This is a genomic window from Pseudoruegeria sp. HB172150 (assembly GCF_013184805.1).
Taxonomy (GTDB): domain Bacteria; phylum Pseudomonadota; class Alphaproteobacteria; order Rhodobacterales; family Rhodobacteraceae; genus Psychromarinibacter.
Genome location: NZ_JAATNG010000004.1, coordinates 56,479 through 76,031, shown reverse-complemented (window position 1 = coordinate 76,031; position 19,553 = coordinate 56,479). Strand labels below are relative to the sequence as shown.

20 protein-coding genes are annotated in these 19,553 nt (G+C 64.1%); 9 read left to right on the top strand and 11 right to left on the bottom strand.

The window, feature by feature from the left end; genetic code table 11:
- Positions 1–108: 108 nt before the first annotated feature.
- Both ccrA and HCO70_RS17175 read right to left on the bottom strand, forming a co-directional pair.
- Positions 109–1,401 (bottom strand): crotonyl-CoA carboxylase/reductase, encoded by a 1,293-nt coding sequence (ccrA, locus tag HCO70_RS17180; protein ID WP_172298958.1) that lies wholly within the window; start codon positions 1,399–1,401, stop codon positions 109–111.
- Between the two features lie 109 nt (positions 1,402–1,510).
- Entirely contained in the window at positions 1,511–2,908 is a 1,398-nt protein-coding gene (locus tag HCO70_RS17175) for a 1-acyl-sn-glycerol-3-phosphate acyltransferase (protein ID WP_172298445.1), read from the bottom strand.
- Positions 2,909–3,015: 107 nt separating this feature from the next.
- On the opposite strand from HCO70_RS17175, the gene HCO70_RS17170 reads away from it, so the two are divergent.
- Together HCO70_RS17170 and HCO70_RS17165 are read left to right on the top strand one after the other, a co-directional pair.
- Positions 3,016–3,357 (top strand): hypothetical protein, encoded by a 342-nt coding sequence (locus tag HCO70_RS17170; RefSeq protein ID WP_172298444.1) that lies wholly within the window; start codon positions 3,016–3,018, stop codon positions 3,355–3,357.
- Between the two features lie 112 nt (positions 3,358–3,469).
- Positions 3,470–5,437, top strand: coding sequence for a protein meaA (locus tag HCO70_RS17165; protein WP_172298443.1), 1,968 nt, complete (start codon positions 3,470–3,472; stop codon positions 5,435–5,437).
- A 25-nt stretch (positions 5,438–5,462) separates the two neighbouring features.
- On the opposite strand, the gene HCO70_RS17160 is transcribed toward HCO70_RS17165, so the two are convergent.
- Entirely contained in the window at positions 5,463–5,906 is a 444-nt protein-coding gene (locus tag HCO70_RS17160) for a CBS domain-containing protein (protein WP_172298442.1), read from the bottom strand.
- A 107-nt stretch (positions 5,907–6,013) separates the two neighbouring features.
- Positions 6,014–6,577 (bottom strand): hemerythrin domain-containing protein, encoded by a 564-nt coding sequence (locus HCO70_RS17155; protein WP_172298441.1) that lies wholly within the window; start codon positions 6,575–6,577, stop codon positions 6,014–6,016.
- A 125-nt stretch (positions 6,578–6,702) separates the two neighbouring features.
- On the opposite strand from HCO70_RS17155, the gene HCO70_RS17150 reads away from it, so the two are divergent.
- Positions 6,703–7,386 (top strand): hypothetical protein, encoded by a 684-nt coding sequence (locus tag HCO70_RS17150; protein WP_172298440.1) that lies wholly within the window; start codon positions 6,703–6,705, stop codon positions 7,384–7,386.
- Here the strand turns inward: HCO70_RS17150 and HCO70_RS17145 are convergent.
- Together HCO70_RS17145 and HCO70_RS17140 are read right to left on the bottom strand one after the other, a co-directional pair.
- Positions 7,383–7,706, bottom strand: a complete 324-nt coding sequence (locus HCO70_RS17145; RefSeq protein ID WP_172298439.1) for an antibiotic biosynthesis monooxygenase — start codon at positions 7,704–7,706, stop codon at positions 7,383–7,385. The genes HCO70_RS17150 and HCO70_RS17145 overlap by 4 nt on opposite strands.
- A 55-nt stretch (positions 7,707–7,761) precedes the next feature.
- On the bottom strand, positions 7,762–8,169 hold the full coding sequence (locus HCO70_RS17140) for a universal stress protein (RefSeq protein WP_172298437.1): 408 nt from the start codon (positions 8,167–8,169) through the stop codon (positions 7,762–7,764).
- Between the two features lie 123 nt (positions 8,170–8,292).
- Between HCO70_RS17140 and HCO70_RS17135 the strand changes: the two genes are divergently transcribed.
- Positions 8,293–8,799 (top strand): HugZ family protein, encoded by a 507-nt coding sequence (locus HCO70_RS17135; protein WP_172298435.1) that lies wholly within the window; start codon positions 8,293–8,295, stop codon positions 8,797–8,799.
- A 301-nt stretch (positions 8,800–9,100) separates the two neighbouring features.
- Entirely contained in the window at positions 9,101–9,643 is a 543-nt protein-coding gene (locus HCO70_RS17130; protein ID WP_172298433.1) for a hypothetical protein, read from the top strand.
- A 162-nt stretch (positions 9,644–9,805) separates the two neighbouring features.
- On the opposite strand, the gene HCO70_RS17125 is transcribed toward HCO70_RS17130, so the two are convergent.
- On the bottom strand, positions 9,806–10,207 hold the full coding sequence (locus HCO70_RS17125) for a DUF4864 domain-containing protein (protein WP_172298431.1): 402 nt from the start codon (positions 10,205–10,207) through the stop codon (positions 9,806–9,808).
- A gap of 100 nt (positions 10,208–10,307) precedes the next feature.
- Here HCO70_RS17125 and HCO70_RS17120 point away from each other — a divergent pair, with 100 nt between their 5' ends.
- On the top strand, positions 10,308–11,192 hold the full coding sequence (locus HCO70_RS17120; RefSeq protein WP_172298429.1) for a CHAD domain-containing protein: 885 nt from the start codon (positions 10,308–10,310) through the stop codon (positions 11,190–11,192).
- Between the two features lies 1 nt (position 11,193).
- Here the strand turns inward: HCO70_RS17120 and HCO70_RS17115 are convergent, their stop codons facing one another.
- The gene (locus tag HCO70_RS17115) at positions 11,194–12,774 is read right to left on the bottom strand and encodes a lysine--tRNA ligase (protein ID WP_172298427.1); all 1,581 of its coding nucleotides are present in this window, start codon (positions 12,772–12,774) and stop codon (positions 11,194–11,196) included.
- Positions 12,775–12,946: 172 nt separating this feature from the next.
- On the opposite strand from HCO70_RS17115, the gene HCO70_RS17110 reads away from it, so the two are divergent.
- Positions 12,947–13,318 carry a tellurite resistance TerB family protein gene (locus HCO70_RS17110; RefSeq protein WP_253913365.1) on the top strand — a complete coding sequence of 124 codons (372 nt, stop codon included), beginning with the start codon at positions 12,947–12,949 and terminating at the stop codon, positions 13,316–13,318.
- 52 nt (positions 13,319–13,370) lie between these two features.
- Here the strand turns inward: HCO70_RS17110 and dacB are convergent, their stop codons facing one another.
- Both dacB and HCO70_RS17100 read right to left on the bottom strand, forming a co-directional pair.
- Positions 13,371–14,816 carry a D-alanyl-D-alanine carboxypeptidase/D-alanyl-D-alanine-endopeptidase gene (dacB, locus tag HCO70_RS17105; protein WP_172298956.1) on the bottom strand — a complete coding sequence of 482 codons (1,446 nt, stop codon included), beginning with the start codon at positions 14,814–14,816 and terminating at the stop codon, positions 13,371–13,373.
- A gap of 87 nt (positions 14,817–14,903) precedes the next feature.
- Positions 14,904–15,506: a nicotinate-nucleotide adenylyltransferase gene (locus tag HCO70_RS17100; RefSeq protein WP_172298423.1), complete on the bottom strand. Its 603-nt coding sequence runs from the start codon at positions 15,504–15,506 to the stop codon at positions 14,904–14,906.
- Between the two features lie 228 nt (positions 15,507–15,734).
- Here HCO70_RS17100 and HCO70_RS17095 point away from each other — a divergent pair, with 228 nt between their 5' ends.
- The gene (locus HCO70_RS17095) at positions 15,735–16,610 is read left to right on the top strand and encodes a helix-turn-helix domain-containing GNAT family N-acetyltransferase (protein ID WP_172298421.1); all 876 of its coding nucleotides are present in this window, start codon (positions 15,735–15,737) and stop codon (positions 16,608–16,610) included.
- A 66-nt stretch (positions 16,611–16,676) separates the two neighbouring features.
- On the opposite strand, the gene HCO70_RS17090 is transcribed toward HCO70_RS17095, so the two are convergent.
- A complete protein-coding gene (locus tag HCO70_RS17090) occupies positions 16,677–16,904 on the bottom strand; it encodes a hypothetical protein (protein WP_172298419.1) in 228 nt (75 codons plus the stop codon).
- 509 nt (positions 16,905–17,413) lie between these two features.
- On the opposite strand from HCO70_RS17090, the gene HCO70_RS17085 reads away from it, so the two are divergent.
- On the top strand, positions 17,414–19,447 hold the full coding sequence (locus tag HCO70_RS17085) for a hypothetical protein (RefSeq protein WP_172298417.1): 2,034 nt from the start codon (positions 17,414–17,416) through the stop codon (positions 19,445–19,447).
- The last annotated feature ends 106 nt before the right edge of the window (positions 19,448–19,553 follow it).

Genomic DNA, 19,553 nt, shown 5'->3' with positions numbered 1-19,553 from the left:
GGGGAGGCGATGGTTAACAAGCGTTTGAGAAAGCGGATTTTCGTAAATTATGAAGAATTTAGCCGGCGCAGAACGTCCGCGCCGGCCACTCGCCTCACTCGTTAAACTCTAGCGGTACAGACCCGCCTCCAGCACATCCTCCAGCGTACGAAGCCCGGTCTTCGGCGCCTGCACCAGCACCGCCATGTTGCCCGGCTTGTGCTCGTTGCGGCGCATCTTGACGTGGGCCGCGGGGATTTCGGCCCAGGGAAACACCTCTGACATGCAGGGATCGAGCCGCCGCTCCACCATCAGCTTGTTCGCGGCCGCCGCCTGCTTCAGATGCGCGAAATGCGAGCCCTGAATGCGCTTCTGGTGCATCCAGACATAGCGCGCGTCCATCGTCAGGTTATAGCCGGTGGTGCCGGCGCAGATCACGACCATGCCGCCCTTCTTGACCACGAAGGTCGACACCGGGAACGTCGCCTCGCCGGGATGCTCGAACACCATGTCGACGTTCACGCCCTTGCCGGTGATCTCCCAGATCGCCTTGCCGAAGCGGCGCACCTCGGCGAACCAGTCCTTGTAGGCGTCGGTGTTCACCGTGGGCAGCTGCCCCCAGCAACTGAAATCCTTGCGGTTGATGACGCCCTTGGCGCCCAGCGACATGACGAAGTCGCGCTTGTCCTCTTCGCTGATCACGCCGATGGCGTTGCCGCCCGCGGTGTTGATCAGCTGGATGGCGAAGCTGCCGAGCCCCCCGGACGCGCCCCAGACAAGGACGTTCTGACCAGGCTTCAGCTCGTGCGGATGGTGGCCGAAGAGCATCCGGTAGGCGGTGGCGAGGGTCAGCGTGTAACAGGCCGACTCCTCCCACGTCAGGTGCTTCGGGCGCGGCATGAGCTGCTGCGCCTGCACGCGGGTGAACTGCGCGAAGGAGCCGTCGGGGGTCTCGTAGCCCCAGATCCGCTGTGAGGGCGAGAACATCGGGTCGCCGCCGTTGCACTCCTCGTCGTCGCCGTCATCCTGGTTGCAGTGGATGACGACTTCGTCGCCGACCTTCCACCGCTTCACCTTGTCGCCGACGGCCCAGACGATGCCGGACGCGTCGGATCCGGCGATGTGATACTCGGCCCTGTGGACGTCGAAGGGGGAGATCGGAACGCCGAGGCCGGCCCAGACGCCGTTGTAGTTGACGCCCGCGGCCATCACCAGGACCAGCACCTCGTGGCTGTCGAGCACCGGCGTGTCCACCACCTCGACCTGCATCGACTTGTCGGGCTCTCCATGCCGCTCGCGGCGGATCGCCCAGGCGTACATCTTCGGCGGCACGTATCCCATCGGCGGGATTTCCCCGATCTCGTAGAGGTCCTTCTCGGGCGCGCTGTAGCCGGCGGTTGCCGGGCTCTGGTCCAGGGCCATCATGCGATCTCCTCACGTGGTGCCGCGCCGCAGAATCGCGAGGCGGGCAGCCCATGAGATAAAATTGGCTGCGCAACTTTGCAATGCTGAATTTAAGTTTTTTGTAATTTTATGTCGTAGCGAAATTTTCTTTCGCTGGGATTTCAGGGGGCTCTGCCTTGAAATGGTGGGCAACCGAGTTGGCGTAATAGGCCGCCAGCGCGTCCTGTCCGGGTGCCAGCGACACGCCCTCCGGCCCCTCGACCAGCACGCGGCGCGTGGTCAGGCCGGCGATACCGGTGTCGACAATGGCCGCCGCGTCCTGCCCCATCAGCGAGGATTGGCGGTGCTGCTGGATGCCGGCCACCTGCCGCTCCAGTTCCGCGCGGGAGACCGCGCCGCCGGCCCGCAGTACCAGCCACGCGATCAGTGGCACGGGAAGCACGGGGATTGCCGCCTGCACCCGCGCCAGAAGCTCCCGCGCGACGCCCTTCACCTCCACATGGACGTGATCCTCGGAATAGGCGCGCAGCGACATCGGCTCGCCGAAACGCACACCGGCCTGGCCGAATCGCACCGCCTTTTTCCGCCAGCGCCGCCAGGCATAGCGGATCGGGAACCAGATCGACTGCAGGACCGAGGCGCGGAACCGCCGTTCGCCGCTTGCCGCTGCTTCGGTCAGTACCCGATCCTCGATCACCCTGTCGTAGTTCAGCGCCACCGGCACGAAGACCACGTCGCGCCCCTCTTCCGGATTGAACTCCGCCAGGATGTAGCTCAGCAGGCCGAGCTTGGGTTGCGCCATGCGCCCGTCCAGCGACAGCCCGCCCTCGGGGAACATGCCCTGCGTCACGCCGCCATCCGTCGCCATCTGCACGTAGCGCGCCAGCACCCGGCGATAGAGCGCGTTGCGCGATTTGCGCCGGATGAAGTAGCCGCCGATGGAACGGATCAGCCACGACAGCGGCCAGACCCGCGCCCATTCGCCCACCGCGTAGCTGAGCGCCGAACGTTCCGCCGTCAGGTAGGTCACCAGCACGTAATCCATATTCGAGCGGTGGTTCATGACGAAGATCACCGTTGCTTCCGGGTCGATCTCCCGGATCGCCTGCCCGCTCTCCTCGTCCACGCGCACGGTGTAAAGCTTCTCGCTCAGCCACCGCGCGGCCCGCGTCGCAAAGCTGAAATACAGCATCGCCGAGAATGACGGCACGATTTCCCGCGCATAGCGCCGCGCCCGTTCCAGCGCCACAGTCTCGGGCACGCCCTCTTCCCGCGCGTGCTCGGTCACCGCTTCCAGGACGCTGCGATCATAGACGATGCGCTGAATCGTGTCGTGCCGCCGCGCCAGCTTGAACGGTTCGATGGGCCGCTGCAGCCGCTTGTTCAGTTCCGCCACCGCACGCTCCATCCGCCGCCGGAAGAACCAGCGCACCGAGGGGAACAGGAAATGGCTCAGGAAAGTGACCGCCGCGAACAGCAGGATCAGAACAAGAAGCCAGAGCGGTAACTCGACGGTACGAAACATGCTTTGAATTGGCAGGAAAGCACGCGCCGGTCAAACTTTCGGACAGCTTTGCGGAAAGTGCCGGATATGACAGGATGAATCCTGTTTTACGAAAAAGGAATCGATTCATGTCTGCTGCCCGCTTGCTGTCCGCCCTGTCTGCCGCCCTGATCGCCGCGCCTGCGCTGGCGCAGGAGGTGCAGCCGGGCGAGGAGGTCATTTCGGTCACGCTCGAATCCGTGGCCCTCGTCCCGCAGACTTCCGAAGATACGGAAATCGTGTCGGCCGGCCTTGTCTCCGAGCCGCTCAGCCCGATGAATCTCGACGAAAATGGCAGCGTGCAACCCGCCGAAGAACTGGTCGCCGAAACGGACATCCTTCCGCCCGCCGAACCGGCCGGCGAAGTCGCGGGTCAGGAGCCCGACCCGTTCGAGGGTTCTGCCGGCATCGAGTTGCCTACTCTGAACTGATCTGGCGGCCCATTGCCTTCGCCGCAGCGCGGCGGATTGACAGGGCATGATTGTTCCGCGTATCCGTATCGCGACGAAATAAAGTTGCGCACCGGATTCGCGAGGCCGCTCCATGACCGCCGATCAGAAAGACCGCCCCTGGCTGTTCCGTACCTATGCGGGCCATTCCACCGCCGCGGCCTCCAACGCGCTTTACCGTTCTAATCTTGAAAAGGGACAGACCGGTCTGTCGGTCGCCTTCGACCTGCCGACGCAGACCGGTTACGATTCCGACCATGAGCTTGCCCGCGGTGAGGTCGGCAAGGTCGGCGTCCCGGTTTCGCATCTCGGCGACATGCGCACGCTGTTCGACGATATTCCCCTCGACCGCATGAACACCTCGATGACGATCAACGCCACGGCCCCGTGGCTTCTGGCGCTGTACATCGCGGTGGCGGAGGAACAGGGCGCGGACATCGCGCAGCTTCAGGGCACCGTTCAGAACGACATCATCAAGGAGTACCTGTCGCGCGGCACCTATATCTGCCCGCCCGCGCCGTCACTGCGCATGATCACAGACGTCGCCGCCTATACGCAGGCGCACCTGCCGAAATGGAACCCGATGAACGTCTGTTCCTACCATTTGCAGGAGGCCGGCGCGACGCCGGAACAGGAACTGGCCTTCGCGCTCGCCACCGCCGTCGCGGTGCTGGACGATCTTAAGGGCAAGGTGTCCGAGGAAGATTTCCCGGCGATGGTCGGTCGGATTTCCTTCTTCGTGAACGCCGGCATCCGGTTCGTCACCGAGATGTGCAAGATGCGCGCTTTCGTCGAGCTGTGGGACGAGGTCACACTGGAACGCTACGGCGTCGAGGACCCGAAATACCGCCGCTTCCGTTATGGCGTGCAGGTCAATTCGCTTGGCTTGACCGAGCAGCAGCCGGAAAACAACGTCTATCGCATCCTGCTGGAAATGCTGGCCGTCACGCTGTCGAAGAACGCCCGCGCCCGCGCCGTCCAACTGCCTGCCTGGAACGAGGCGCTGGGACTGCCGCGCCCATGGGATCAGCAATGGTCGCTGCGGATGCAGCAGATCCTGGCATTCGAGACCGACCTGCTGGAATACGGCGATCTGTTCGACGGCAACCCCGCCGTCACCGCCAAGGTCGAGGCGCTGAAGGATGGCGCGCGGGCCGAACTGGTGCAGATCGACGCCATGGGTGGCGCGGTCGAGGCCATCGCGCACATGAAACGCCAGCTTGTCGAGGCCAACGCCGCGCGCATCGCCCGGATCGAGGGTGGCGAAACCACCGTTATCGGCGTGAACCGCTATCAGACGGGCGAACCCTCTCCGCTCACCTCCGGACCCGAGGCGATCATGGTGGCCGACCCGCAGGCCGAATCCGATCAGATCGCGCGGCTCGACGCCTGGCGCGCGACTCGTGATGCCCGCGCCGTGAAGGCTGCACTGGCGGACCTGAGCGACGCCGCGCGCGAGGGCCGCAACCTGATGCCGCCCTCTATCGCCGCCGCGAAGGCCGGCGCCACCACCGGCGAATGGGGGGATGCCGTGCGCGCCGTGTTCGGCCAGTACCGCGCGCCAACCGGCGTATCCCAAGCGCCGTCGAACCGCACCGAAGGGCTGGACGAGATCCGCAGCGCCGTCGACGCGGTTTCCGCCCGCCTTGGCCGTCGCCTGAGCTTTCTTGTCGCCAAGCCCGGCCTCGACGGCCATTCCAACGGCGCCGAGCAGATCGCCGCCCGTGCCCGCGACTGCGGGATGGAGATCACCTATGACGGCATCCGCCTGACGCCTGCCGAAATCGCCGCTGCCGCGCGGGAACAGGAGCCGCATGTCATCGGCCTGTCGATCCTGTCGGGCAGCCACCTGCCGCTGATCGGCGCACTGCTGGATCACCTTTGCGAGGACGGGCTTGCCCACATCCCGGTCATCGTCGGCGGCATCATACCCGACGAGGATGCGCAGCGCCTGCGCGCCATGGGCGTGGCTAAGGTCTATACGCCCAAGGATTTCGAGCTGACCCGCATCATGTTCGACATCGTCGAACTGGCGGAGCCGCGCGAGGTGGCGGCAGAGTAAAGCGTTCAGGTCGCCAAAGCGGTGATCAGACCGCCGACAGATGCGCACCCGCGAGGTCGCGGAGCGTGTCGCGTTCCAGCTCCACCTCTTCCAGCCGCTCCTTGACGATATCGCCTATGGAGATCAGGCCGACGAGGTCGTTGCCCTCGCAGACCGGCACGTGCCGCACCCGCGCCGAGGTCATCCGCCGTGCCACCGCCGCGACGGTGTCGCCGGGCTTGCAGGTGACCGGATCAGTATCCATCGCCTGCATCGCCTTCATCTGCAGCGCGCGCGGGCCGTAATCCACCAGCGCATTCACGATGTTCCGTTCGGAAATCACGCCCTTCAGCCGCTTGTCGGGCCCGCAGACCACCAGCGCGCCGATGCGCTTCAGCTTCATGTGCGCCGCGCAATGTTCGAGCGGCTCATCCGGCCCGACACTGGTGATCTCGTGGCCCTTGCGATGGAGTATTTCTTTGATGTGCATGAGTAAGACCCTCCCGTCTGGAACTGCCCGTCCAGACGCGCCGAACCGCTATCGGCGGGCCCATCCAATGCCCCATCGTACCACAGGGCGGGGCGCGCGCCTATGACCTACCCGTCGAAACCCGACTTGAGGATTACCGGCACGACGAGGTCTTCCTCGTCGGTCAGGTGCCGCTCCAGCAGCTGGCCCATCGAGTTCAGTTCCTCCCGGAAGGCCCCGGCCGCCTCATAGGCCGCTGCTTCATCCTCCGCCTTGCCCAAGACGCCGTTCGCGCCCTCGGCGAAGCGCCGCAGGAGGCCGTCGATCGGCTGGTGGTCGGCCTCCAGCATCTCGAACCCGCCGTCGATGCGGCTGTCCAGCCCGACGAGCTGTGGGAAGTAGTGCATGTCCTCGATCTGGTGATGACCGTGCAGCTGCTGCAGGAAGAACCCGCCATAGCGCGACAGGTGGGGGGCATAGGTCTCCACCGGCATCTTCCGGTCGAGGAACGCCTCGGCTTCCTCGCCCATCTTGCCGATCAGCTCGCGGAACATCATGTGCCGCTCCATCCAGAACCGGACAAGCTGGCCGAAGTTCTCGTGCCCTTCCCAGACCTCGCGCGGATAGGCGTCGCGCAGGACGCGCAAAGCCTCCGGCAGCCCGTCGCGCTGCATCAGGTCGTAGCTGTCCATTCCGGTGGTCCTGCCAGTTTGCCCCAGCCCCTGACCTAATACCCGGTTACCGGAGCGCCAAGACCCGGCGATGGCATTCACGGTTCCTTAACCACGGTTTCGGCAGAATTAACCAAGGAGGTGCGATGGGTATCGTCAGGCTGTTCCTGGTTCTGTGCCTTACCGCCGGGCAGGCGGCGGCTGGCACGTGGCCGCGTGGCGAGGGGAATACCTTCGTAGCACTCAGTTACGCTGGCACCGGCGATCCGCAGACATTGCGCACGCCGGAATTCGACCCGGCCGGGTACCTGACGTTGCTGGTCGAACGCGGCTGGACGCCGCGACTGACCTTCGGCCTCGACGCCGGCTATGGCGACAGCGGCGATTACAAGGCGGTGCTCTTCGGCAGCTACGCCATCGGCCCGCAGGACGCGCGGAACCGCTACGCGTTCCACGCCGGCGCCGGCAGCACCCGCTACGGCGATGTCAGCGAGCCCATCGCCTATCTCGGCGCCTCCTTCGGGCGGGGGATGGAGACGCCGCTCGGCCCGGGCTGGATCGCCGCCGATCTCTACGCCTATTACCGCGTTTCCTCGCAGGATATCGTCACCAAGGCCGACGTGACCTTTGGCATCACCGCGCAGGAGGGGCGCAAGCTTCTGCTGCAGCTGCAGGCCGGAAAATACCCCGACAGCGACCCCTACCTGCGCGCCGTTCCGTCGCTGGTGGTGGAACTCGCGCCTGGCCGGCACGTGGAAGTCGGCGTGCAGATCGGTATTTCCGGCGAGCGCGATGTCGGAATGAAACTCGGCACGTGGCTGGAGTTCTAGGTGCCGAAACTCGCCGCGACCTCGTACATCACCGGTTCGAAGCTTTTGGCCATCTCGCCGAAGACCCGGTTCCGCTCGCGCATTTCTTCGCTGCGCAGCATCGCCTTGAAATCCTCGCGCCGTTCCCACTGGCTGTAATTCGCGATCCGGGTCTGTGCGTCGTTCACGTGCAGCCCGGCCGAGATAAAGCCGGGCTGTTTAGAGATGAAGCTCTCATATGCCTCTGTCAGTGCGTCGAGCAGGTCCTGGCAGGTTCCCGGATGCACGTCGAATGTCGTCAGAACCGTCTGAAGATCCTGCCCTTTCGCAATCGTCACCATCGCGCCTGGCCTCCCTGTCTGGCTGCGCCGGTCGGAACCGGCTGGCTGGTCGGGGCTACCTTAGCACATGAACGCAGCATTGCGCATGGCGCACCACGCGGCCCGCGGTCGAGCCCAGGAAATAATCCTGCAGACCCGGACGGTGCGAGGCGATGACGATCAGGTCCACGCCCTTTTCGGCCGCATATTCCACGATGGACCGCCCGGGCTGCCCGGACAGCACCGCCATCTCTACCTCGGTTCCCTCGCCGAACGCCTCCTGCATCCGCTTGCGCTGATTGGCGACGCGGGTGTCGTGACTTTCGGCCGGCAGGTATTGCGCCGCATAGCCCGGCAAGGGTTCCATCACGTGCAGGGCGGTGATCTTTCCGCCCTCGCTCAGCAGGCTCTTGGCAACGCCTACGGCTTCTTCCGGCGTGTGCTCGTGATCCAGTGCGACAGGGATGAGTATGTGCTTGTACATCAGGTCCTCCGATCTCCCTTCCCGCAGACAGTCTATGCGGTTAGCGGGTTACACACCTTGATTCAGGTCACGTAAAATCGTCAACCTGTTGCACGCCCCCTGCTGCCGCGCTTACTTCGATCCATGAACGACAAGATCAACCCGATCCGCCCCACCGACGACGAGGCCCGCCGCCTTGGCCGTGACCTGATCGACGGGGCCAGCTTTGGCGCGCTCGGGGTGATCGACCCGGCTACCGGTGCCCCGATGGTGACCCGCGTCGCCATCGCCCGCGATGAAACCGGGGATCCGATGACGCTGATCTCGTCACTGTCCCAGCACACCACCGCCCTGCAGGCGAACACCGCCTGTTCGCTGATGGTGGGCGAACCGGGCGACAAGGGCGATCCCCTGACTCATCCGCGCCTGACCCTGCAATGTGCCGCCCAATTCGTGCCGCGCCCCGGCGCCGATCACGACGCCCTGCGCGCGCTCTACCTGCAGCAGCAGCCCAAGGCGACGCTCTACATTGATTTCGGCGATTTCGTCCTCGTTCGCCTGCGCCCGGTTGCCGCCCTGCTCAACGGCGGCTTCGGCAAGGCATACCGGCTGACGCCCGGGGATCTCGGCCCTCGCGACGGCGTTTCGTAAGAAACCTGACGCCTGTCCGACCGCCAATGTGCCAGGCGTGCTATGTGCGGAAAGGACACTTACGATCCAGGTTTCCCCCAACTCGTCACGACCATTTCCCAATCCGACTGCCTTATGCCGCCCGTGGCGGTAGAGAACGATTACCGGAATTTCCCCAACCGACGGTTGCGAATGACTGAACCGGGAACTCCACGAAAATCCAGACTTTCTACCGGAGACCTCCCAGCTTTGGCTGCCGGGCAGCGATAGGAGAGTGTCGTGGCAGATGCCTGCGCCCCTACCCGCGTAAAGGAGAATGACAATGATCGACCCGAGGAAAGCACTCCGGATCGCCGCTCTGGCGATTCCGGCAATCGCCACCGCCGTTGCGCCGGCTTTGGCTGACGATTGGCATGGCAAGGATTTTAAATGCAACGACGGCGACGACGACGTCGACGGCTACATAGAATACAGAGATACAAGCGTCAGCGACGCTCTGGACGACAAAACGGGTTACGAAATTGTAGATTTTTGGCTCGTGAACACCGATTATGATTCCCCCATCGAAAAGGTCCAACTTATACTTTTCTGTGATGACTTGACCATAAAGAAACATAATAACACGGACCTTTCTGCAAATGCCAGCGTTAACGATGTAAGTACTGCGGCGGTGTGGGAAATTCCCTGGAAGGAAGGATGCCGATTGCAATCCGAAACATCTTGGGGAAAACACTACCAGCGGAACCCAGACTCTAGCGGTTATAGCGGAATAGAAAACGCGGGTGTCGCTGTTTGGTACAAAGGAGCTCACAACTTGGGCGGAAACACGCACCACGCCGCATTGTCTGATTGCGGCAAAAAGTAAGCATCCGACCCGATCGGCGTATCTCTATCAGCCGGCTGTCCGTGGCGCCATCTTTCGGCACAACGGGCAGCCCACCGCGTCTTACCGGATACCCGACGCAAGTTTCGCCGCGAACGTCCCGAGCCTGCCGCGCGGCAGGGTATCGGCTGGTATGGGCATTCCCTAGACCCCGATCTCCGGCGCCGGCAGGATCCGCACCCCGTTGATCTGCCAGCCCTCCGCCGTCTCGACCATTTCGTATTCCAGCACGTGCAGCGTGCCGTTTCCGTCGGCGATCTCGACCCGCTGCAGCACGCGCCCGTCGCGTTCCTCCAGGCCGAGGTAATCTACCTCCGCCGGCCGCCAGACCATCGGATATCCCTGCCGCACCATCGACCCGAAATTCTCGGGCGTGCGAAAGATCTGCCGGATCGTCGGCGAGGCATAGGTGAAGGCGGTCGCGAAATCATCCGCCAGGAACGCCTCAAGCTGCGCGCCGATCACCCCCTGTATTTCGTCCGACTGCGCCATCACCGGCCCCGCCAGCCCAAACGCCAGAACCATCGCCAGCAGTATCCGTGTCATTCCAACCTCCGTATGCCGCTGCGATAGACACGTAGCCCTGCGGCGAAAGGTTTCACTTTGCGTTGGAACGCCCGCCCCTCCCGGAGTGTTAGAAGACGGCATGACCTACCACTTCAAACCGTCCGAGTCGTCCATCCAGCACGGGCTGCGCCGGATCGCCGTCGACCAGTTCGACCGCGCGCTGAGGGATGCCGACGACCATGACGGCGATATCCACGTGCGCGTGCACGACATGCGCAAGCGCGGCAAGCAGCTGCGCGGGCTGATCCGGCTGGTGCGCCCCAGCTTCCCCGCCTATGCCGAGGAGAACGCCGCGATCCGCGATGCTGCGCGCCTGCTGTCGGACTTCCGCGACAAGACCTCGGCGCTGGATACCTGCGACCATCTTGCCGACGCGATCGGCCCCGGTCTGGACCGCCACGCTCTGGAGCCGCTGCGCGAGGCGCTGCTCGACCGTCGCCACCGCGCGGAACACGACCCGGATCTGACCGACCGCCTCGCCGATTTCCGCAGGGAAATCGCCGCATGCCGGGACCGTGCGCTTGGGTGGGAGCTTGAGGAGGACAGCTTCGACGTCCTGCGCGCGGGGTTTGAGGATTACTATCGCCGTGGCCGCGACGCGATGAAACACGCGCGCGAGACCGGTCATGCAGAGGACATGCACGAATGGCGCAAGCGGGTGAAGGATCACGGCCATCACGCCCGTTTGCTGCGCAGGGCGTGGCCGCGCAAGACGAAGCCACACATCAAGGCCGCCGGCGACCTGGGCGACCTGCTTGGCACCCACCACAACTACGCCGTGTTTCAGGTACTGCTGCAGGACCCGTCCCTGCCGGGCCAGTCGCGCCACGCGCTGGCCGGACCGGCCGCCGAACAGATGGAGATGCTGGAGAAGAAGGCCCTCGGCCTCGGCGCGCATCTTTACGCCGAAAAGCCGAAGGCTCTGTCAAAACGCTGGGCCGCGTGGTGGCGGCTCCGGCAATAGCTCAGGCGGCGAGTTTGCCTTCCAGACCGGCGCCGATCAGCGCGATGGTCTCGTCGACGCCGTAAAGCGCGATGAACCCTCCGAAGCGCGGCCCCTGGCTGGCGCCCAGCAGCACCTCGTAGAGCGCCTTGAACCAGTCGCGCAGCGGTTCGAACCCGTGCTCCTTGCCGACGGCGAAGACCATCGACTGCAGCTCTTCCGGGTCCAGCCCTCCGTCCCAGGCCACCAGCCGCGCCTTCAGGTCCTCCAGCGCGGCGCGCTCCTTCGCGTCGGGCTCGCGGAACACCTTCGTCGGCTTCACGAAGTCGTTGTAATAGCGCACCGCGAACCCCGCCGCCGCGTCCAGATCCGGATGCGTTTCGGGCGTGGCCTCGGGCGCGTAACGCATGATGAAGCCCCACAGCGTCTCTTTGTCCTCGGCATGGCTGACCGAGGCGAGGTTCAGGAGCATCGCGAAGGGCACGATCATGGTCGAGGCGGGAACGTTGTGGCCGTGGATGTGGTAGACCGGGTTCGCCAGCTTCTGGGCCGCATCCTGATCGGCATAGGCGCGCAGCTGCTGGTGGTATTCGTCCACCGCCTTCGGGATCACGTCGAAATAGAGCCGCTTCGCCGTCTTCGGCTTCTGATACATGAAGTAGGCCAGCGACTCGGTCGCGGCATAGGTCAGCCACTCGTCGATCGAGATGCCGTTGCCCGAGGATTTGGAGATCTTCTGCCCCTTGTCGTCGAGGAACAGCTCATACGTGAAGTGCTCCGGCGCTTTCTGGCCCAGGATCTCGCAGATCGAGTCGTAGATCGGCGTGTTGGTCGAATGATCCTTGCCGTACATCTCGAAATCAACGCCCAGCGCCGCCCAGCGCGCGCCGAAATCCGGCTTCCATTGCAGCTTTACCTGACCGCCGGTGACCGGCAGCGTCCATTCGCGGCCCGTCTCGTCGTCAAAGGTGATCTCGCCCCGCACCGCGTCCACGTTCTTCAGCGGAACATACAGCACGCGCCCCGTCTCCGGGTGGATCGGCAGGAAGATCGAATAGGTCTGCTGCCGCTCCTCGCGCAACGACTTCAGCATCACTTTCATGATGGCGTCATAGCGTTCGCAGGCGCGCAGCAGCACCTCGTCGAACTGGCCGGACCTGTAGAACTCGGTCGCCGAGTAGAACTCGTACTCGAAGCCGAAAGTGTCGAGGAACCGGCGCAGCATAGCGTTGTTGTGGTCGCCGAAGCTGGGGAATTCTTCGAACGGATCCGGCACCGAGGTCAGCGGCTTCTGCAGATGCTCGCGCAGCATGTCCTGGTTCGGCACGTTGCCCGGCACCTTCCGCATCCCGTCGAGATCGTCGGAAAAGCAGATCAGCCGCGTCGGAATGTCCGAGATCACCTCGAACGCGCGCCGGATCATCGTGGTGCGCAGGACCTCGCCGAATGTCCCGATATGCGGCAGGCCAGACGGCCCGTATCCGGTCTCGAACAGCACATGTCCCTTCTCCGGCGGCGCCTTTTCATAACGTTTCAACACCCGGCGCGCTTCTTCGAAGGGCCAGGCCTTGGACGTCATTGCGGCTTCGCGCAGATCGGACATGTCATTCTCTCATCTGAAGTCGGGGCAAACCCTCTGTCCCCGGGACGTCACTCCCTATTGCCCCGCCCTGCCTAGGTCAATATTTACACGGCCATCCGCACTGCAGCAAAAGGCTTATCCAGTGTCCGAGTCCGAACATACCCTGTCGCCCCAGGACTGCCTCGTCGCCGTGATGATTGCGATCTCCGCGTCGGATCAGAACATCCGCACAGCGGAGCTGGTGTCGATCGAATCGATTCTCGACCACCTGCCGGTCTTCGCCGAATACGACAAGGACCGGCTGAAGAACGTGTCGGAAACCGTATTCGACCTGTTCAGCGAAGAAGACGGGCTGGACGCCCTGTTCGGCCTCGTCCGGGAAAACCTGCCCGACAAGCTGTGGGAAACGGCCTATGCACTGGCCTGCGACGTTGCCGCGTCCGACGGGCTGCTTGGCGAAAGCGAGCTACAGTTCCTGGCCGAGATTCGTTACGAGCTGCGCATCGACCGACTGCACGCCGCCGCCATTGAACGCGGCGCCCGGGCCCGTCACCTGCAGATCTGACGCAGCCGAGCCATCCGGTCCGCGTTGGTGACCCGGTTGCAGTATCGCGGCCCTACACCGCGAACTCGTTCCCCCAGCGCTCGATCAGCGCCTGCTGCAGGTTGCGCGAGCGGTTCTTCCATGGGCGCGCGCCTTCCGGGATCTCCTCCTCGTCCGGCGCGTCGGCTCGCTGTTCCAGATCCGCGCTGAAATAGGCGAAGACCAGTTCGCGCCCGCTCGAGGTAGATATGTACCCCGCCAGCGCGCTTACGAAATTCAGCGTTCCGGTCTTGGCGCGCACCTTCACCGGATGGTTCGCGACCACATCACCGTTGTCGTTGCGCAGCGGAATTTCCTTCATCAGTCCCGGCAGCACACCGTTCCTGCGCGCCGCCAGCAGCGCCTGCACCATGTCGCGCGCCGACAGGCGGGACGCGTCGCCAAGCCCCGAATGGTCGACCAGCGCCGCGTGCCGCGCACCCAATGCACGCCGCGCCCACAGGCTCATCTCCCCGGCGCTTTCCATCAGCGTCTCGGGATGGACGCCGCGCGCTTCCGAAGCGGTCAGCCCCGCGACCTCCGCCGTCAGGTTGGTGGAGTATTTCAGCATTTCGCGCAGGATTTCCTTCAGCGGCTCGCTTTCGCGCGCCACCAGGGTCGTGCCCTCCGGCACCGCGCCCAGGAAGACCGGCGCCGACAGCACGATGCCGTGACTCCGGGCCAGCGTCTGAAACACCTCTGCCGCATAGGCCTCGGGCTTGCGGACCGGCAGCCAGCGGCTGCCGCCCGTGCCCAGCGCCGGCCTGGCAACAGTCCATTCATCGGCGCCGCCGGCGTCGAGATAGGTATAGATCGGGCCCTTGCGGTCCACGACCTGCATCCGTGCGATTTGCACCCGTGGGCTGTATTTCCGCGCACGCGCGTCCATGGCCACGGAATAGCTGCCGCCCTCCCGCTTCCATTCGAAATGCACCCGGTTGTAGTTCAGGTTGAGGCCGGAAACCGCCGGGTTGTACCCCACATGCTCCGGCTGTTCCGGGTCGATCGCGGGGATCGTCGGCAGCGTCGCCGAGCAGACCTTGAAATCGCCCTCCACCGCGTGAATGCCGGCCGTCTTGAGTTGCGCCGCCATCTCGGCCAGCGCGTCGGTGTCCAGACCGGGATCGCCGCCGCCCACTAGTACAAGGTCGCCCTTTACCGTGCCGTCCTGCACCGGACCGGTCGCGATCAGCCGCGTGGTGAACCGGTAGTCCGCCCCCAGCGCGTCCAGCGCATAGCTCGCCGTGATCGCCTTCGTCACGCTCGCCGGCGGCAGGCCCAGCAGCGGGCTCTTCGCCTCCAGCACCGCGCCTGTCTTTGCATCCGCCACCATGAAGCCGATGCGCCCGGTCACGCCCGAGGCGTTGATCAGCCGCTCCACCGGCGCCCGCGCCGCGCGGGCAAGGTCCGGATCGCGCGGCAGCGGCACCAGCGACCGTTCCGGCGCGCCTGCCAGCGCGGCGCCTGCCGCGCTGCCCATTATGCCGCCAAGCACCAGGCGGCGCGTCAATTGTACCGGGACTCTGCCGTTGCCCACGTCTATGACCTTCTCAAATCTACACACCCATCAGCGCACCCAGTCGCCGCGTGCCCGGATCTCGGTCGAAGAGAGATTTACCATGGGCACGTTAAGAAAACACCAGCATGGTGCCTTTTTCCGCGGCAAAAGTCTTCCCTTACGACCTCTTAGCAGGAACTTACCATAGCGCTCTGCGGCAACCGAGCAACGGGCGGAGACATGTCCGCCCGGCCGCGCCAGCACCCCGATGGGCACCGTCTCGAAGATTTCCTGCCACCGGTCCCAGTGGTGGAATGTGGCCAGATTGTCCGCGCCCATCAGCCAGACGAAGCGCACGCCGGGGTAAAGGTGTTGCAGTTTCGCGATGGTCTGCGCGGTATAGCGGGTGCCGATCCGCGCCTCGATATCCGTCACCGTCACCCGCGGATGCCGCATCATCTCCTGCGCCGCTCCCATCCGCCGGTCCATCGGCGCCGGGCCCTGCGACTTCAGCGGGTTGCCGGGAGACACCAGCCACCAGATCCGGTCCAGCCCGAACCGCCGCAGCGCCTCGCGGGTGATCCGCACGTGGCCCTCGTGCGGCGGGTCGAAGGATCCGCCCAGAAGCCCCACCGTCTGCCCAGCTGCGGCTACCGGCAGCTCGCATCGCATCGGGGCCGCACCCGTTCCGCCCGCCATCCGCTTAGCGCGTCCCCGGCCCTTGCCGTGCAATCCGTTGATTTCGTTCCGCCAGCACGCGTGCCGCCACTCCATTCCTTGCCGGTCTGATAGATCAGATCGGGCCGGGGCACCATAACGGCGCGCCCGCCGCCCGCAAACACCTGCGTTACCGGTAGCATCGATTGACAGGGGTGATTTCGTTGACATATGTCAACGACCATGACAGCACCTTCGCCGATCTCCCGCATCCGCCGCTTCAACCGCGCCGTCACAACCGAAATCGGTGTGCTCGACGCGTCCTTCCTCGGCCGCGGCCGTCCGCTCGGTGCCGCCCGGGTTCTGAACGCCATCGGTCCCGACGGAACGGACGTTGCGGCGATCCGCGACTACCTGAACCTCGACAAGGGCCTGTTGTCACGCCTGCTGAAGGGGCTGGAGGAGGAAGGTCTCGTCACCCTCGCGCCGGATCCGCAGGACGGCCGCAAGCGTATTGCCCGCCACACCGTGAGAGGCGCCGCCGAATACGCGCGCTACGAAGAGCTGTCCGACGACTGCGCCGAGCGCCTCCTCGCCGCGCATCCGAAATCCGAGGCGCTGCTTGCGGCGATGGATCTTGTCGCCAGCGCCCTGGGTCAGCACCGCATCGCGATTGTCGAAGCCGACCCGCGCGGCGACGACGCCCGCTATTGCCTTGGCGAGTATTACGCCGAACTCGCCCGCCGCTTCGAGGAAGGCTTCGACGTCTCGCTGTCACGCGACCCCGACGCCGCGCTGATGCAGCCGCCGCATGGCAGCTTCCTTCTGGCAATGTCCGATGGTCTGCCGATCGGCTGCGTCGGCCTGAAAGGCGGCGAAGACTATGCCGAGATCAAGCGGCTATGGATCGCCCCTTTCGCCCGTGGCCTCGGCCTCGCCCGACGCCTTATGACGGCTGCCGAGGACGCCGCCCGCAACCTCGGCATAGGGGTTCTCCGGCTCGACACCAACCGTGCGCTACCCGAGGCCATCGCGCTGTATCGCAAGACCGGCTGGACCGAGATCGACCGTTTCAACGACGATCCCTATCCTGATTTCTTCTTCGAGAAACGTCTCTGATCAGGCGAAGATACGCCCCGATGCGAAAGGCCCCGCCCCCGCGATCCGCGGGAACGGGGCCATGCCCTACATCAGCGTCTTCCCGATCGCACCAGGCGGCGGCCACAACGCGCCGTGGCCGGCAGGCAGGCGCGGCATGCCCAGATCCTGCCGCAGGTGATCGTTCAGATCGTAGACCAGGCGGGTGTTGCCCGGCCGGTCAGGCAGGGCGCGCACCAGCGCGGCGAAGGCCCGGACCAGGCGGGTCCGGCGCTGCAAAGGCAGATAAACTATGTCATTTCTTACAACAGTCATAACGCTCTCCATTTTCATGGAAAGCCGCCCAATGACTCCGGTTCTCAGGACAAGAAAAAAGGCCGCGTCACGGGGCGGCCTTCCGGTACAGATCAGATGTACGCCGGCCGCGTGCTAGGGGGCTACCCAGCAAAGGTATGCGGTACGGATCATCTTCATCTGCGTCTCCTTTCTCACCGCGGCGCGGTGGTTTCAGTGCGCTTCCTTTAGCCCAGCCGGCAACGTTCGGGCAAGAAAAAAGTGCGACCGCCTGCCGCAGCCCATCTGGGTGTGTCGGCCCCTCGGTCCCGACGATGAGGAAAGCACCTCACCGAATTGCGGGCGCTCGCCAACGACTTACCGCGGCAGAAAAGAATTTTCCCTTTGCTATCTTGGCCCTCGGTGCGCAATTATACTCTATCGCTTGAGCCCGGCCACTTGGTGGCGGCAGACATCAGGTGCACCGCGAACTGTATTCATCCGCGTGCCCGGGATCTGCCATCTGATTAGCAGAAAGAGAGGGGGTACCGATGACAATACCAGCAGAGTTCCTATCTGAGTTTCAGGTCAATACCGGCACGGCAGCGACCGGCACTCAAAATCAGCCACAAATCATAGGCTTATCGAACGGCAACATTCTCGTCGCCTGGGATGAATTGAGCGAAGGCGTCGGCGGCAGCGCTGGCAGCGACTTGGTCGGCAAGATCTTCGATGATCAGGGCAACGTTGTTCGCGACAGCTTTCAGATCAACGCGCTTCGCGCCATCGACAACGAGGGGGACTTCGACATCGCCGCCACCAATGACGGCGGCTTCGTGGTTACCTATGTCGATAACGACATATCCAGTCCCAACCATACGACAATAATCTGGGAACGGTTCGATTCCGACGGCTTCCCGGTTAGCGGCAGTGTCGTTGCAGACGAAAACGTTGCCGCGGACGATCTCAGCAACCCGCAGATCGCGCTGAACCTGACCGACAACAGCTTTGTCGTCACCTTTACCGACCTGGCCGGTGGCAACACGGACATCAATGCGGTTTCGGTTGAGTTCACCAATGCCGCAGGAACGACCTACGACCAGAGCACTGAGTTCTCGGCCGCCCAGAACAGCAGCGACATAGACGATATGGGCGATGTCGCGATCCTGTCGGACGGCAATTATGTCGGTGTCAACCGGGAGTTCGACGCCACGGCGGGGATAGATATCACTATCTTTCAGCCGGACGGCACCTTGATACGCCTCGTTGAGAACTTCGCACCCGGAACCAACACCACACCGCGCGTTACCGGGCTCGCCAACGGCAATTTCGTGCTGGTCTGGAACCAAACCAACTCGAACAACGGCGACATCCTGGGCCGTATCTACGATCCGGCGGGGAACGTGGTCCAGACGACATTCACCATCGCGGGTACCGCCTCGTCCGAAAATGAGCCCGACGTGCAGGCGCTGCCTGACGGTGGATTCGTAGTAGCCTGGGACGACGAAAGCTTTGGCCTACGGGCGCGGGCATATCTTGCCGATGCAACGCCGGACGGGGCCGTGTTCGACTTTGCCGAGGGCAGTGCCTCGGACACCGATGTCGGCGTCAGCGCCGACGGGCGCATCCTGTTCGCCTGGCAGGAACAGGGAGAGATGCAGTCCTCGATCTGGCGCGGAAACCCGATCGACGCGGCGGACTATCGGCCGGAACAGACAAACTTCGCTTCTTACGCCGGACCGGTTTTCGGCTCGAACTCCGCGGACAAGATCACCGGAACCGATCTTGCCGATGAATTGCGCGGGCGGCTCGGGGCCGACACGATCACCGGCGGCGACGGCGCCGACGTGATCGGTGGCGGCGGCGGCCGGGACGTGGAGAAAGGCGGCAACGGCGCCGATTATCTCTCCGGAAACGACGGAAACGACAAGATGTACGGTGGCAGTGGCACGGACACGTTGGAAGGTGGCAGCGGCGCCGATGAAATGCGCGGCGGTTCCGGTAACGACACGGTCTACGGCAACAAGGGCCACGACAATATCCGCGGGCAGTCCGGCAGCGACTATCTGTCGGGCGACAAGGCGAACGACACCGTTCGCGGCGACGATGGAAGCGATAAGGTCTTCGGCGGAAGCGGAAATGACCGGGTCTACGGCGGCGATGGCAATGACGTCGTGAAAGGCGGTAACGGAAACGATGTGGTTGTCGGGGGAAACGGCAAGGACCTCATGGCGGGCGCTGGCGGGTCGGACACCTTCGTCTTCAACAAAGTCAGTCAGACGGCCAATTCGCTTTCGCAAAGCGACATCATCCTCGACTTCAAACATGGCACGGACAGGCTGAACCTGCGGCCCATCGATGCCAGCAAGTTTCTGGCCGGAAACAACGCGTTCGAATTCGAGGGCATGAGCGGCGCGGACAACGGCGACGGCGATGGCGAGGTCTGGTTTGAACACTTGAACCGGCCGGGCACCGCCAATGACCTTACAGTCGTCTACCTGGACAATGACGGCGACGCTGCGCACGAAGGGATGTTTCGTCTCAAGGGCCTTATCGATCTGACCGCCGACGACTTCCTACTGTAGCGGCTACGCCGCGGAAAAGCCTGGGCGGTAGCAATGGGAGCCATCCGCGCAGGCGGCTCGACCGGCAGCAGACAGGGCGCCGTCCCGCGCCGCCGGTACAGCAATG

Bases quoted from the DNA above. Each gene is read 5' to 3' on its own strand.
- HCO70_RS17095 (WP_172298421.1), top strand. From the start codon at position 15,735: ATGACAGCACCTTCGCCGATCTCCCGCATCCGCCGCTTCAACCGCGCC.
- HCO70_RS17170 (WP_172298444.1), top strand. From the start codon at position 3,016: ATGTCTGCTGCCCGCTTGCTGTCCGCCCTGTCTGCCGCCCTGATCGCC.
- HCO70_RS17140 (WP_172298437.1), bottom strand. From the start codon at position 8,169: ATGTACAAGCACATACTCATCCCTGTCGCACTGGATCACGAGCACACG.
- HCO70_RS17110 (WP_253913365.1), top strand. From the start codon at position 12,947: ATGATTGCGATCTCCGCGTCGGATCAGAACATCCGCACAGCGGAGCTG.
- HCO70_RS17100 (WP_172298423.1), bottom strand. From the start codon at position 15,506: ATGCGATGCGAGCTGCCGGTAGCCGCAGCTGGGCAGACGGTGGGGCTT.
- HCO70_RS17150 (WP_172298440.1), top strand. From the start codon at position 6,703: ATGGGTATCGTCAGGCTGTTCCTGGTTCTGTGCCTTACCGCCGGGCAG.
- HCO70_RS17155 (WP_172298441.1), bottom strand. From the start codon at position 6,577: ATGGACAGCTACGACCTGATGCAGCGCGACGGGCTGCCGGAGGCTTTG.
- HCO70_RS17090 (WP_172298419.1), bottom strand. From the start codon at position 16,904: ATGACTGTTGTAAGAAATGACATAGTTTATCTGCCTTTGCAGCGCCGG.
- dacB (WP_172298956.1), bottom strand. From the start codon at position 14,816: ATGGGCAGCGCGGCAGGCGCCGCGCTGGCAGGCGCGCCGGAACGGTCG.
- HCO70_RS17085 (WP_172298417.1), top strand. From the start codon at position 17,414: ATGACAATACCAGCAGAGTTCCTATCTGAGTTTCAGGTCAATACCGGC.
- HCO70_RS17165 (WP_172298443.1), top strand. From the start codon at position 3,470: ATGACCGCCGATCAGAAAGACCGCCCCTGGCTGTTCCGTACCTATGCG.
- ccrA (WP_172298958.1), bottom strand. From the start codon at position 1,401: ATGGCCCTGGACCAGAGCCCGGCAACCGCCGGCTACAGCGCGCCCGAG.
- HCO70_RS17120 (WP_172298429.1), top strand. From the start codon at position 10,308: ATGACCTACCACTTCAAACCGTCCGAGTCGTCCATCCAGCACGGGCTG.
- HCO70_RS17160 (WP_172298442.1), bottom strand. From the start codon at position 5,906: ATGCACATCAAAGAAATACTCCATCGCAAGGGCCACGAGATCACCAGT.
- HCO70_RS17130 (WP_172298433.1), top strand. From the start codon at position 9,101: ATGATCGACCCGAGGAAAGCACTCCGGATCGCCGCTCTGGCGATTCCG.
- HCO70_RS17125 (WP_172298431.1), bottom strand. From the start codon at position 10,207: ATGACACGGATACTGCTGGCGATGGTTCTGGCGTTTGGGCTGGCGGGG.
- HCO70_RS17175 (WP_172298445.1), bottom strand. From the start codon at position 2,908: ATGTTTCGTACCGTCGAGTTACCGCTCTGGCTTCTTGTTCTGATCCTG.
- HCO70_RS17135 (WP_172298435.1), top strand. From the start codon at position 8,293: ATGAACGACAAGATCAACCCGATCCGCCCCACCGACGACGAGGCCCGC.
- HCO70_RS17145 (WP_172298439.1), bottom strand. From the start codon at position 7,706: ATGGTGACGATTGCGAAAGGGCAGGATCTTCAGACGGTTCTGACGACA.
- HCO70_RS17115 (WP_172298427.1), bottom strand. From the start codon at position 12,774: ATGTCCGATCTGCGCGAAGCCGCAATGACGTCCAAGGCCTGGCCCTTC.